General features: G+C 74.2%; 13 protein-coding genes. 4 read left to right on the top strand and 9 right to left on the bottom strand.

Annotated elements, in window-relative coordinates; all coding sequences use genetic code 11:
* Positions 1–3: 3 nt before the first annotated feature.
* Positions 4–186, bottom strand: coding sequence for a hypothetical protein (locus AB0412_RS34225; RefSeq protein ID WP_366406508.1), 183 nt, complete (start codon positions 184–186; stop codon positions 4–6).
* Between the two features lie 400 nt (positions 187–586).
* Complete coding sequence (locus tag AB0412_RS34220; protein WP_366406507.1) at positions 587–3,196, bottom strand: helicase C-terminal domain-containing protein; 2,610 nt, start codon at positions 3,194–3,196, stop codon at positions 587–589.
* A 119-nt stretch (positions 3,197–3,315) separates the two neighbouring features.
* On the opposite strand from AB0412_RS34220, the gene AB0412_RS34215 reads away from it, so the two are divergent.
* Both AB0412_RS34215 and AB0412_RS34210 read left to right on the top strand, forming a co-directional pair.
* Positions 3,316–4,344 (top strand): hypothetical protein, encoded by a 1,029-nt coding sequence (locus AB0412_RS34215; protein ID WP_366406506.1) that lies wholly within the window; start codon positions 3,316–3,318, stop codon positions 4,342–4,344.
* A 780-nt stretch (positions 4,345–5,124) separates the two neighbouring features.
* On the top strand, positions 5,125–5,781 hold the full coding sequence (locus AB0412_RS34210; RefSeq protein WP_366406505.1) for a haloacid dehalogenase-like hydrolase: 657 nt from the start codon (positions 5,125–5,127) through the stop codon (positions 5,779–5,781).
* On the opposite strand, the gene AB0412_RS34205 is transcribed toward AB0412_RS34210, so the two are convergent.
* Entirely contained in the window at positions 5,760–6,008 is a 249-nt protein-coding gene (locus AB0412_RS34205; protein WP_366406504.1) for a hypothetical protein, read from the bottom strand. The genes AB0412_RS34210 and AB0412_RS34205 overlap by 22 nt on opposite strands.
* A 163-nt stretch (positions 6,009–6,171) precedes the next feature.
* On the opposite strand from AB0412_RS34205, the gene AB0412_RS34200 reads away from it, so the two are divergent.
* Positions 6,172–6,555, top strand: a complete 384-nt coding sequence (locus tag AB0412_RS34200) for a cold-shock protein (protein ID WP_184823755.1) — start codon at positions 6,172–6,174, stop codon at positions 6,553–6,555.
* A gap of 13 nt (positions 6,556–6,568) precedes the next feature.
* Here the strand turns inward: AB0412_RS34200 and AB0412_RS34195 are convergent, their stop codons facing one another.
* The 4 genes from AB0412_RS34195 to AB0412_RS34180 all read right to left on the bottom strand — a co-directional run bounded on the left by AB0412_RS34195 (position 6,569) and on the right by AB0412_RS34180 (position 10,105).
* Positions 6,569–7,426: a 1,4-dihydroxy-6-naphthoate synthase gene (locus AB0412_RS34195; RefSeq protein WP_366406503.1), complete on the bottom strand. Its 858-nt coding sequence runs from the start codon at positions 7,424–7,426 to the stop codon at positions 6,569–6,571.
* Positions 7,416–8,165 carry a futalosine hydrolase gene (locus AB0412_RS34190; protein WP_366406502.1) on the bottom strand — a complete coding sequence of 250 codons (750 nt, stop codon included), beginning with the start codon at positions 8,163–8,165 and terminating at the stop codon, positions 7,416–7,418. Before AB0412_RS34190 ends, AB0412_RS34195 begins: the two co-directional genes overlap by 11 nt.
* Positions 8,135–8,587 (bottom strand): DUF2771 domain-containing protein, encoded by a 453-nt coding sequence (locus AB0412_RS34185; RefSeq protein WP_366406528.1) that lies wholly within the window; start codon positions 8,585–8,587, stop codon positions 8,135–8,137. The genes AB0412_RS34190 and AB0412_RS34185 overlap by 31 nt, the downstream gene beginning before the upstream one ends.
* An 84-nt stretch (positions 8,588–8,671) precedes the next feature.
* Positions 8,672–10,105 carry an MFS transporter gene (locus AB0412_RS34180; RefSeq protein ID WP_366406501.1) on the bottom strand — a complete coding sequence of 478 codons (1,434 nt, stop codon included), beginning with the start codon at positions 10,103–10,105 and terminating at the stop codon, positions 8,672–8,674.
* Between the two features lie 307 nt (positions 10,106–10,412).
* Here AB0412_RS34180 and AB0412_RS34175 point away from each other — a divergent pair, with 307 nt between their 5' ends.
* Entirely contained in the window at positions 10,413–11,333 is a 921-nt protein-coding gene (locus AB0412_RS34175; protein ID WP_366406500.1) for a DUF3027 domain-containing protein, read from the top strand.
* A 42-nt stretch (positions 11,334–11,375) separates the two neighbouring features.
* Here the strand turns inward: AB0412_RS34175 and AB0412_RS34170 are convergent, their stop codons facing one another.
* The gene (locus AB0412_RS34170) at positions 11,376–11,810 is read right to left on the bottom strand and encodes a VOC family protein (RefSeq protein WP_366406499.1); all 435 of its coding nucleotides are present in this window, start codon (positions 11,808–11,810) and stop codon (positions 11,376–11,378) included.
* 62 nt (positions 11,811–11,872) lie between these two features.
* Entirely contained in the window at positions 11,873–12,439 is a 567-nt protein-coding gene (locus tag AB0412_RS34165; RefSeq protein WP_366406498.1) for a hypothetical protein, read from the bottom strand.
* Between the last annotated feature and the right edge of the window lie 41 nt (positions 12,440–12,480).

The raw sequence follows: 12,480 nt of genomic DNA, 5'->3' as shown, positions 1-12,480 counted from the left end.
CGGCTACTTCAGCGCGGGCAGCGTGACGTTGTTCACCAGCGGCCCCTCGACGGAAACGCCCTCGGTGACCAGGGGCTCCCCGCCGGTGGCGGGCAGGGGCAGCGGCAGCGCGGCGGCTGCGGGGGCGAGCCCGGTGAGGATCGCGAGGACGGCGGTGCAGACGGACAGGGCGAGCTTGGAAGACACGGAAGACCTCTCTTGTGGCCGACGAGAGCGGGCCGGCCCCGGGGACAGGGACCGGCCCGCGAGAACGGAGAAGATGCCGAGCGGAACGTGTCAGAGAGTCACGCCACCGCCGAGGTCGATGCCGACCGCGGCCGCCTCGGCGGCGAACACACCGAGCAGGGCCACGGTCGAGGTCATCACGGCGGCGACCCGACGAACGGCACGTCGCATGGGGACTTCCTTTCTGTTGCACGCGAACGGATCCGGCGATCTCCGGCTTGGCCGATCCCGGCCCCGTTCAGGGACACCCGGTGGCTGCCCCACGGCCCGCGCCGCGATGCGGACACGCCCGCAGGCTCGCTCGACCGTTGGACATCCCCGGCGTGGCGTGCATGAAGTCCGCCGTACACCCGAAGGGGTGTCAATCGCCCTCGGCGAGCTCCGCGACGCCCGTGATCCGGTGCAGCGGGTAGGTGCGCACCTCGTCGGCGGTGTGGTCGTACGCCGTGACGAAGCCGCCCTCGACGCGGATCGGGGCGATGACGCGCTGGCTGGCGGCGCCCTCGGCGTTGACGTACCCGATCCACAGGGCCTCGCCGGTCAGGACGGCGGCCTGCATGGTGGCGAGGGTCTCGGCGGCGGTGGTGCGCGGCAGGTCACCGCTGCCGGTGCTGTCGCCGGGGGCCTGTTTCCGGGGCGTGGTGGAGGCGAGGTCGCCGGCGCGGATGGCGCGGATCGCGGCCGTGAGCAGGGTGGCGTCGGGGACGGGCGGCCCGTCCGGGACCGGCTCGGGCGCCGAGCGGGGCGGGGTGCGGTGGGCGTGGGCGCGGCTGATCAGCACGTCGCCCTCCGCGGACTCGGCGGCCGGCGCGAACCCCATCGCGCGCAGCCCCTCCAGCAGACCGGCGGGATCGGCCTGCGCGGCGAGCACGGTCGGCGCCAGCCTCCGCAGGCCCAGACCGGCGGCGCGCCTGTCGGCGAGGATCTCGTTCAGCACCGCTTCGTCGTCGCAGCGGACGTACGCCGAGGCGGCGCCGACGCGCAGATGACCGTGCCGGCGGGCCACGTCGTCGATCAGGTACGTCAGCGGCTGCGGCACCGGCGTACGGGAGTGCGCGGCGAGGAAGGCGTGCAGGTCGGCGGCGGTCTGCCCGGCGTCCAGCGCGCGCCGCACCGAGCCCGGCGTGAACCGGTAGACCGTCGCACCACCCTTCGACTCCACGTCCGCGAGCACGCCCAGCATGTCGGCGAGGGGCCGCTGCAAGGGACCGGGTGCCACCGCTGTCAGGTCCGCCTGGAGCAGCACATGGTCCAGCGGCTCGGGCAGCAGCGGCGTGAGCAGCCGGGCGGCGGCAGCGGCCGCGCCGGCCTGCTCGGCGGGGCTCAGGGGCGCGAGCGGCGGGGCGGGCCGGTGATGGACGGGCAGTTTGTCCCCCGGGCCCTCGGGCTCGGCGTCCGGTGCGTGCGGCACCGGTGCGCCGATCAGCGCCCGCCCGTGCGAGGACAGCGCCCCGCGCCCGGTGATCCCCAGCGTCTCCGCCTCGGAGAGGGTCCAGCGGGCGAGGCGGGTGCGCAGGTCGTCGCCGGAGGTGTCGGCCGCCCCGGTGCCCGCGCGACCGCCCTCGGCGGCCGGTCCGCCCCGGCCGCCCTGCCCGCCCCTCAGCGGGCGTTCCCAGCGCAGGCGGGCCAGGACCGAGTCCGGGGCCGGTGCGGCGCCCGACGGCAGGTCGGCCAGGAGCGCCAGCACCCGGTGGCGTACCTCCGGGGCCGCCGAGCGGTCGAGGCCGGGGCCCAGGGCCGACAGCGTGCGGTCCTTCGCGTCCCGTCCGCCGACCAGTCCCGAGGTGCGGGTCGCCGTCAGCCAGGCCGTCGCCAGGCGGATCCAGCGTTCGGCGGGGGGCTGCTCGCGCCACTCGTCGTACGCCGGGGTCGCCGCGTACCGCTCGTCGGCCTCCCCGTCGGAGGCGATCAGCCCCGCCGCGTAGGCCAGCTCCACCCAGAACGCGGCGACCGGCTCGGGCACGTCCAACGCGACGGCGGTCCGCTTCAGGTCCCGCACGCTCAGGCCCCCGGCCCGCAGCACCGCCGGGCCGCCCTCGTCCCAGTCCTTGAGCAACTCCTCGATCGTCGCCAGCGCGGTGTAGGCCTGCCCGGCCGCCGTCGCGTCCACAACCTGTGGACGATGCGCGGCCGCGGCCTCCACCGGCGGCGGCACCGGCTCCGGCGTCCGGTGCGCCCGGCCGCCGCGCAGATGCAGGGCGACCTCGCGCGGCAGGACGACCGTGCCGGGCGCCGTCGGCAGCAGCAGCCCGCGGTCCAGCAGCCAGCGCAGCCGGGGCGCCGGGTCGGCGGTGACCTGGCCGTACGGCGGCCCCCACACCAGCCGCTCCAGCACCTCCAGCGACTCGGCCGGCGCGCCGGCGAGCAGCGCGCCCATCCGCCTGCGGTCCGTGAACAGGGCGGTCAGCGCGGTCACGGCGGACACCGAGTCGTGCGTGGACGGCAGCCCCGCCGTCGCCACGATCTCCTGGATCCGGCCCGGTGACATCCCGGCGGTGGCCTCCTGCACGGTCGGCCCGAGACCGGTGGGCGAGGGGTGCTGCGGGGACGGCGACAGCAGCTCGCGGGCCGTGCGCACCAGCCGCAGCCGGTCGTCACCGCCCCACACCAGCGCCTGCTCGCGCAGGGTGCCGAGCGCGTGCGGCAGCGCCGCGGTCACCGCCGGGTCGCCCTCGTCGCCCGCCAGCAGCCCGAGCAGTTCGTCGTACGTCGCCGGGTCCGACGCCACGGCGAGCGCCTCCGCCGTCTGGAGCGCGAACCGGTCGAGGCGTTCCAGCGCCCGTACCACCGAGGCGCGCGTCCCGGCACGGGTGGCGAGCTGGGTCAGGTCGGTGGGCACGGGTGTGATGAGGTCCGGGCGGCTGCGCAGCAGCGCGGCCAGGGAGGCGTCGTCCCGTCCCCGAAGCGCCTCCGCGAGGGATCGGGGGGCCGAGGCCGACGGGGCCGGCGCGGGCTTCTCCTCGGTGCTCATCCGCCTCACGGTAGCGGGTGGGTACGCCGGTGGGGTGCCGGGAGTTGGGTCGGCCGGCACGACTCGCGGTACGGTCGTGCGACCGGGTGTCCCAACACTTCAGCCCCGGAGGGGACTTCGTGGGTATCGAGAGTGACCAGGTCGTCTACGAGTATCTGAGCCGGGTCGGCGACGTGGCGCAGCAGCGGCAGTTGCCGTCGGCGGACCGCATGCGGCTGGTGGCCCGGCTGCGGGACGAGATCGACCGGCGGCGCGCGAAGGCGGTCGTCGACTCCCCGGCCGCCGTGCGCCGGATCATCTCCCGCCTGGGGACGCCGGACGAGGTGGTGACGGCGGCGTCGGAGGGTGCCCAGGGGGCCGGTGAGAGCGCGGCGGTGCCGCGTACGGCGGTTCCTGCGCAGCGGGACGGTGAGCGGGCGAAGGGCGTGCCGGGGGTGCTGCGGCGGGTGGTCCCGCGGGGCCGGCCCGGTGCGGCGGACCAGGACCGGGGCCAGGGAGCGGCTGGGGCTGCGGCTCCGGCTCCGGAACGCGCTGACGTGCCGTCTCCGCCGCATCGGGCCGGGATGGACGAGATGGGGGACACCTCGAGGCAGCCCGACTGGTGGCGGGTGGACAGCAGTCCGTTCGGGGTGGGGGACGAGGTACCGGGGTTCGTCGGGGGGATCGAGATTCCGGAACTGCTGAGGCCGCCGCAGCCGAGGGAGCCGGCGGAGAAGCAGGCGGAGGCGGAGACCGAGGTCGAGGTCGAAGGCGAGGCCGAGGAGGCCGGGACCCCTCGGCGCCGTCGCTTGCGGCTTCCCGCCCGTACCGGCAGCTGGAGCAACCCTCTGCTGCTGCTCGCCGCGGGCCTGCTGGTCGCGGGGGCGGTGCTGGGGAACTGGTTCGGCCTGATCCTCGGCTGGCTGATCGCGTACGCCTCCCGGCGGCTGACCCAGGCCGAGACGAAGTGGGCGGTCGTCATCCTGCCGGGCCTCGCGCTGACGGCGGGCGTGGTGTGGCTGTGGGGGCGGACGAACGGCCGCTGGGGTGCGCCGATCGCCGAGGGCGCGATGAACGACGCGATCGCGGAGACGTGGCCGTGGGTGGTCCGGGGAGCGGCGGTGGCATCGGCGGCATTCCTGGTGTGGCGTTCCCAGCGGCAACGCTGAGCCGAGGTCGGCGTGCCCCGGGGCCGGCTCGCGCAGCCCGGCGCCGACAGGTCCCCGTCCGCACCCACCCGTACCGCCCTGCGGCACGACTGCCCGCGGCAAAAACGCCCCGGCTGCCCGCGGGACGGGCGGATGGCCGGCCCGGGCTGTCCGCGGAGGGGGCGTGGTGCGGCACCGGCTGCCTGCGGGATGGACGCCTCGGCTGTCCGCGGGCGGGCGGATGGGCGGTACCGGCTGTCCGCGGAGGGGGGGTGGTGGGGCACGGCTGCCTGCGGGATGGACGCCTCGGCTGTCCGCGGGCGGGCGGATGGGCGGTACCGGCTGTCCGTGGGAGGGGGCGTGGTGGGGCACGGCTGCCTGCGGGGTGGACGCCTCGGCTGTCCGTGGGCGGGCGGATGGGCGGCCCGGGCTGTCCGTGGGAGGGGCATGGTGGGGCACGGCTGCCTGTGGGCGTGGTGCGGCACCGGCTGTCCGCGGGGCGGGCGGATGGGCGGCCCCGGCTGTCCGCGGGAGGCGGCGGCACGGCTGCCTGTGGAATGAATGGATGGGCGTGCCTGGCTGTCCGCACGGCCCTCATGGCGCGCGGCATGGGCGGTGCTGGCTGTGCGTCGGAAGGACACCCCCGGCTGCCTCCGCGGGATGGGCGGGCCGGGGCGAGTCGCGCAGGCCGGCGCTCACGGGTCACCGTCCGCGCCCACCCCCTGCTCCCCTGCGGCACGACTGCGCGCGGATACGGGATGGCGGGATGGGTGGTTCGGTGGGGGCTGGACAATGGCCCCTATGGCATCCAGCAACGTGAACGTGTCCTCGTCTGCCCTCACCGTCGGGTTCGATCTCGATATGACCCTGATCGATTCGCGGCCCGGGATCCGTGCTTGCTATCTTGCGTTGGCTGAGAGGACCGGCACCTACATCGACGCCGATCTGGCCGTCACCCGGCTGGGGCCGCCGCTCGTCGAGGAGATGGCGCACTGGTTTCCCGCCGAGCGGGTGGAGGAGATGGCGGCGGTGTACCGGGGGATGTATCCGGCGTACGCGATCGAGGCCACGCCCGCCCTCGACGGGGCCCGGGAGGCGATAGCCGCGGTGCGTGAGGCCGGGGGGCGGGCCGTCGTCGTCACCGCGAAGTACGAGCCGAACGCCGAGCTGCACCTGGAGCACCTCGGGATCGAGCCGGACGCGGTGATCGGGGACCTGTGGGCCGAGCAGAAGGCCCTCGCGCTCCGGGAGCACGGAGCGAGCGTGTACGTCGGTGACCATGTGGGCGACGTGCGCGGCGCGCGTGCCGCCGGTGCCGTGTCCGTGGCCGTCGCCACCGGCCCCTGCGACGCCGCGGAACTCCGCGCGGCCGGTGCGGACGTCGTCCTCGCCGGGCTCACGGAATTCCCGCAGTGGTTCTCGGACTACTGCTCGGACTACCGCCCCGCCCGCGCCTGACGCCGCCCCGCCGCGACCGAGCGCAGTACGCCCGCCCCGGCCATCAGGAATCCGACGCCCATGAGCATGCTCAGTCCGAACATGTATGTAGGAAAGGGCGTCGTCCCGAGGAAGAGCGGGGCCACCGTGACCAGTGTGGCCACGGCACCGATGAAGAAGACGATGGCACCGGCACGGACCAGACCGTCACCGGGCGCGGCGGAATTCGCTTGGGTTTTGTCACGCACCGGACCAGGGTAGTTCCCAGCGCGTAGGGAACAACCGGGTGACGTCTTGTCACGGGCCTGAGGACCATTAGCCTTGGTACCGGCGGGTCACCAGGCCCGCCCGAGTGCTATCAAGAGCCGTTTAAGAAGCAGTTTTCCGACGAGTACGAGGACGAGGACAGACGTGCCTACCGGCAAGGTCAAGTGGTTCAACAGCGAGAAGGGCTTCGGCTTTCTCTCCCGTGACGACGGCGGCGACGTCTTCGTCCATTCCTCGGTCCTCCCCGCCGGAGTCGAGACGCTCAAGCCGGGTCAGCGCGTGGAGTTCGGCGTGGTCGCCGGCCAGCGCGGCGACCAGGCCCTGTCCCTGACGCTCCTGGACCCGACCCCGTCGGTCGCGGCGGCCCAGCGCAAGAAGCCCGACGAGCTGGCGTCCATCGTCCAGGACCTGACGACCCTGCTGGAGAACATCACGCCGCAGCTGGAGCGGGGCCGCTACCCCGACAGGGCCGCCGGCAAGAAGATCGCCGGCCTGCTGCGGGCGGTCGCCGACCAGCTGGACGTCTGACCTCCCTGATCTCCTACGGAAAACGCAGCGCGTCCGGGCCGAGGGGCGGTACCAGTCCCTCGGCCGCCGCACGCGTGAGCAGGCCCCGTACGGCCGCGTAGCCGTCCTCGCCGAGACCGGCGGTGAACTCGTTGACGTACAGCCCGATGTGCTGGTCGGCGACGGCCGGGTCCATCTCCTGCGCGTGCTCCATGACGTACGGGCGGGACGCCTCGGGGTCGTCCCAGGCGGCCCGCACGGACGCACGGACCGCGTCGGCGAGCCGCTTCAGCGTGTCCGCTCCCAGCGACCGCCTGGCGATGATCGCCCCCAGCGGGATCGGCAGCCCGGTGGTGTGCTCCCAGTGCTCGCCCATGTCGGCGAGCTTGTGCAGACCGTAGTTCTGGTACGTGAAGCGCGCCTCGTGGATGACGAGCCCCGCGTCGACCTTCCCGTCCCGCACGGCGGGCATGATCTCGTGGAACGGCATCACCACGATCTGCCCCACCCCGCCCGGCACGACATCCGCCGCCCACAGCCGGAACAGCAGGTACGCCGTCGATTTCTCGCTCGGCACGGCGACCGTGCGGCCGGTGAGGTCCACCCCGGGCTCCCGGGTCAGCACCAGCGGCCCGCAGCCCCGGCCCAGCGCGCCCCCGCAGGGCAGCAGGGCGTACTCGTCGAGGACGTACGGCAGCACCGCGTACGACACCTTCAGCACGTCGAACTCGCCGCGCTCGGCCATGCCGTTGGTGAGGTCGATGTCGGCGAAGGTGACGTCGAGGGCGGGCGCGCCGGGGATGCGGCCGTGGGCGAGGGCGTCGAAGACGAACGTGTCGTTGGGGCAGGGCGAGTACGCGATGCGCAACGGCTGCTGCTTCTCACTGGTCATGAGGGTTCCAACTCTGCAGGACGGGCGCGAGCTTCCCGAAGCCCTCGGTGAGGGCGGTCAGGGCGTCGCCGATGCGCCAGGCGGCGCGGTCGCGCGGGCCGACGGGGTTCGAGACCGCCCGCAGCTCCAGCACGGGCACGCCGTGCGCGGCGGCGGCCTCGGCGACCCCGAAGCCCTCCATGGCCTCGGCGAGGGCGCGGCGGTGACGCGAGCGCAGCTCGGCGGCGCGGGCGGCGGTGCCGGTCACCGTGGAGACGGTGAGGACGGTGCCGGTGAGCGCGCCGGTCGCGGCGGCGGCGTCGCGGAACAGGGCGGCGGGCGGACGGTGGGTGACGGTGCCGAAGCCGAGGTCGGTGACCGGCAGGAAGCCCTCCGCCGTGTCGGCGCCCAGGTCGGCCGCGGTGATCTCGTCGGCGAGGACGAGGGAGCCGAGGGGCGCGTGCGGCTGGAAACCGCCGGCGATCCCGGCGGAGATCACCAGGGCGTAGGGGCGGTCGTCCAGCGCGGCGCTCGTGAGCGCGGTGGCCGTGGAGGCGGCGGCGAGGGCCGGGCCGACTCCGGCGGCGAGGAGGTCGGGGCCGCCGGTGACCCGGTGCAGGAGCGCGCCGGGCAGGGGGGTCTCCCGTACGGGTCCCGGGAACGCCCGGGCCACCGCGTCCCGTTCGACGGGGACCGCGGTGGCCACGAGGATGCGTGCGGACGACGTGATCAGGCGTCCTTCTTCAGCCGGAAGGACCACAGACCCGTCGCGTCGGTCTCGCCCTCCTTGATCGACACGAGGGTCGAGTCGCCCTGGGCGCCGTACTGCTCGTTGAAGAACACGCTGCCCGGGATGGTGCGGTAGGTCTTCTTGCTGGAGTCGGTCAGCGGCTGGCCGTTCATCAGGATCGTCCAGCCGTTGTCGGCGACCTCGGGGTCCACGCCGAAGCGCACGGTGGCGTCCGGGTCGACCTTGATCTCGTCGACGCCCTTGTCCCGCAGGCACTTGGTGAGGTCGGAGGACTTCAGGGCCTCGCCCTCGCCGCCGCAGGTGGCCTCGGAGCTCACCGAGGAGCTGCCCACGGTGATCGTGGCCATCGGCGTCGGCTTGTCACAGGCCGACAGGACGAGCAGTCCGGCGGATACGGCGCCGGCGGCGGCGACGGCGCGGCGGCGTCGCACAGCGGATTGCAACGTGGTCATGGCCGAAGGCTATCGGGCGCGGCTCGCCCTCCTCCCACGTGGGGGTACGGCGTGGCCGGAGCGTTACGCCACTCGCGCCCGCCCCGTGCCCCCGTGCCGGGCCGAACCGATCAGCGCGCGGACGGTGAGCAGCCAGCCGGTGCCGACGATCCCGGCGCCCACCGCGAGACCCAGCGGCCCGATCAGCGGCATGGCGATGCCGACCGCGCCGCCCAGCACCCACGACATCTGCAGCAGCGTCTCGGACCGGGCGAACGCCGACGTGCGGACCAGCTCCGGCACGTCCCGCTGGATCAGCGCGTCCAGGGACAGCTTGGCCAGTGCCTGCGCGAACCCGGCGACAGCGGCGAGACACGCCACGAGGACCGCGCCGAAGAACACCGCCGCGGTGACCGCGGCGCCCGCGACACAGGCCACCACCGTCACGATGATGATCTCCGGGGCGCGCGATCTCAGCCAGGCGCCGACCGCCGTACCGAGCGCGTTGCCGGTGCCCGCCGCCACGCCCACTATGCCCAGCGACACCGCGGCGCTCTGGCCGGTCATCGGGTGCTCGCGCAGCAGGAACGCCAGGAAGAAGATCAGGAAGCCGGTGAGGCAGCGGATGGAGGCGTTGGCGCCGAGCGCGTTGGTGACGGCCGGGCCGACCGTGCGCAGCCCCGGCCGCTTGACCGGCTTGCGGTGCGGGCCGTGCAGATGCTGTTCGTCCGCCGCGAGCAGCGCGGTGTCCTCGCCCTTCGCCGAGTCCACCTTCGGCGGCAGCGTGAAGGACAGCACCGTCCCCGCGACGAAGATCACAAACGCGCCGTACAGCGGCCAGCGGGGCCCGATCTGCTGGAGCCCGGCGCCGATGGGCGCGGCGATCCCGGTGGCCAGCAGCCCGCCGAGGGTGACCCGCGAGTTGGCTTTGACCAGGGAGAACGTGGGCGGCAGCAGCCGCGGCACCACCGCGCTTCTGACCACGCCGTACGCCTTCGACGCGACCAGCACGCCGAGCGCGGCCGGATACAGCTGGAGGCTGCCGGTGACGACCGCGCCGGACAGCACCAGCGCGAGCAGCGCGCGGGCGAACATCGCACCCGCCATGGCGGCGCGGCGGCCGTGCGGGAGGCGGTCCAGGAGGGGGCCGACGACGGGGGCGAGGAGGGTGAAGGGCGCCATGGTGATGGCGAGGTAGAGCGCCACCCGGCCGCGCGCCTCGTCCGTCGGCACGGAGAAGAACACGGTCGACGCCAGCGCGACGGTGATCATGACGTCGCCGGCGCCGTTCACGCCGTGCAGCTCGATCAGCTTGCCGAGGCCGGACTCACCGGCGCCGTGCGCGTGGGTCGCCTTGCGGATCCCGCGTGCGGCACCCGTCACCGGGAAGTGCAGCGCGCGGCCGACGGCACGAAGACGGCCGCCCGCCCGGCCCGTCCGGACGCGTCGGCCGCTCCCCTTGACCCCTTTCGGCCCACCGCTCCCGGTGGCGCCCTGGGGTGTCCTCGCGGTAGCCACCACGTCATAGTGCCCCGAGAACCGGGTGTGTAGTGCCGTATCGGCACGGACGCGGCGGGCGTGCGGCTGTCCGGCGCAACGGTGAGGGGGGTGGGCGGGCGGCGCGCGGGCGGTGAGAACAACCGTCGGTGTAGGCCCAGCGGACGCGAGAAGGTAGCGTGCGTATCTCAGCCATCCCGCAGAATGGATGGAGGCGCGCCCGAGCACGATTCGGCGCGGACGTCGACGCGGTCCCCCGGTCCGCTCCGTCCGCCCCCGCGCTGGGAGTGGCGCACTCGTGAGACGGCGTAGGAGAGAAGCGATACCTGTGAGCGCAGCAACGCGAAGCCGGACCCCCGACCGTCTGTGCGCCGAGGCGGTCGACCTCGCCCGCGCCGCAGCGGAGGAAGCCGCCGCGCCCGGCGTGGTCGGCGAGCACGAGGGACTGGTCTCCGAGGGCGACCGCGTCGTCACGCACTTCTTCGAGTGCAAGGAGCTCGGCTATCGCGGCTGGCGCTGGGCCGTGACCGTCGCCCGCGCCTCCCGCGCGAAGATCGTCACCGTGGACGAGGCGGTGCTGCTGCCCGGCCCCGACGCGCTGCTCGCGCCGGAGTGGGTGCCGTGGAGCGAGCGGCTGCGCCCCGGGGACATGGGTCCCGGCGATCTGCTGCCCACGGACGCGGAGGATCTGCGTCTGGAGCCGGGCTACTCGGGCGAGGACGAGGTCCCGCCGAACTCGGTGCTCTCGGAGGAGTTCGCGGATCTGGCGGAGGCGGAGGACGCGGAGGTCACGCCGGGCACGCCCGCGCATCTCACGGCACCGGCGCGCGGCTCGATCGCCGCGGTCGCCGAGGAACTGGGCATGCGCCGCGCCCGCGTCCTGTCCCGCTACGGCCTGCACAGCGCGGCGGACCGCTGGGAGGAGGCGTTCGGCGCGAAGACCCCGATGGCCCAGGCCGCCCCTGCCTCCTGCGTGTCCTGCGGCTTCCTCGTCCCGATCGGCGGCTCGCTGGGCCAGGCCTTCGGCGTCTGCGCCAACGAGTTCTCCCCGGCGGACGGCCGCGTGGTGTCCCTGGCGTACGGCTGCGGCGGCCACTCGGAGGCAGCGGTGATGCCGAAGCCCCCGCAGCCGGCCCCTCCGGTCATCGACGAGACCCGCGTCGACCCGTTCCCCCTCCGCCCGTCCCCCGACTCGGGCTCGGTCCCCCCGACAGAGGAGGAGTCGTCGGCGGAACTGGGGCATTCGTAGCGGGGATCACCGGCCCACGCGGGTGAGCCGGCCGACGTCGGGTCAGTCGAGGCAGAATTCGTTGCCCTCGATGTCCTGCATCACGATGCACGACTCGTTCTCCTCGTCGGCGGCCAGCAGGCGGACGCGCTTCGCGCCGAGGGCGACCAGGCGGGCGCATTCGGCCTCCAGCGTGGTCAGGCGCTCCTCGCCCACGAGCCCGGTGCCGACGCGTACGTCGAGGTGCACCCGGTTCTTGACGACCTTGCCCTCGGGAACGCGCTGGAAGAACAGCCGCGGGCCCGCACCGGAAGGGTCGCTGCAGGCGAACCAGGCGTCCCGGCCCTCCGGCGGCAGCGAGCGGTTGTAGTCGTCCCAGGTGGCGAAACCGTCCGGCGGCGGAGGGGCGACATACCCCAGCACTTCGCACCAGAAGCGAGCCACGCGCTCGGGTTCCGCGCAGTCGAAGGTGACTTGGAACTGTTTGACCGATGTCATGGCGACACCCTAATCCGCGCATGACGTGGACACGGCGCCCAGGCCCTGTCGTCGGACAGGGCCTAGCGAGGTGCCGTCAGCGGGCCCGTCCTCGGCGCCGCGTAGCCCTCGATGTCCGTCCTCTCGCCCGCCGCCGAGCCCTTCAGGGCCAGTCGGCCGCCGTCGACGCGCAGGTCCAGCAGGAAGCGCGTGGCCTGGCCGGACCGCTCGAGGCCGTGGATGCGCTCGTCGGGGTAGCCGAGGTCGTTGAGGATCCTCCTGACCTCGGCGGGGTCGGGGGCCGGCAGGTCCCAGAGGGCGCGGGCGACGCGCTCCTCGTGGAGGAAGCGCGCGCACCAGTCGTATGCGTCCATGTCCACTCCCGGTCCCTCCGTGGGGGGAAGGGGTGCCTCCAGCTCCTCGGTCGCGGGGTCGTCGGTCGGCAGCGGATCCGGCGGGGTGGTGCGCGACGGGCACGACCGACCGACCTTGTTCCACATCGTGGCGAATGCCGCTTCCCGGGCCTGCTGCCCGGAGACCGTGGCCGACGGCTTCTGTGTGCCGCAGGCCGTGGTGAGCGTCAGGGCGGCGAGGGCCGTCACCGTGAGGGCCAGGGCCGGGCGGCGCGGGAAGCGGGGAGTTCGTGTCATGGGCACAGCTTCCGGGCGGGGCCTTCGCCGCACATGAGTAG

It is taken from the genome of Streptomyces sp. NPDC052012, from assembly GCF_040689265.1.
GTDB lineage: Bacteria > Actinomycetota > Actinomycetes > Streptomycetales > Streptomycetaceae > Streptomyces.
This window is presented reverse-complemented; position numbering and strand designations above follow the sequence as displayed.

Excerpts from the sequence above, each read along its gene's own strand:
- AB0412_RS34195 (WP_366406503.1), bottom strand. The coding sequence starts at position 7,426 with ATGACCAGTGAGAAGCAGCAGCCGTTGCGCATCGCGTACTCGCCCTGC.
- AB0412_RS34170 (WP_366406499.1), bottom strand. The coding sequence starts at position 11,810 with ATGACATCGGTCAAACAGTTCCAAGTCACCTTCGACTGCGCGGAACCC.
- AB0412_RS34220 (WP_366406507.1), bottom strand. The coding sequence starts at position 3,196 with ATGAGCACCGAGGAGAAGCCCGCGCCGGCCCCGTCGGCCTCGGCCCCC.
- AB0412_RS34210 (WP_366406505.1), top strand. The coding sequence starts at position 5,125 with ATGGCATCCAGCAACGTGAACGTGTCCTCGTCTGCCCTCACCGTCGGG.
- AB0412_RS34165 (WP_366406498.1), bottom strand. The coding sequence starts at position 12,439 with ATGACACGAACTCCCCGCTTCCCGCGCCGCCCGGCCCTGGCCCTCACG.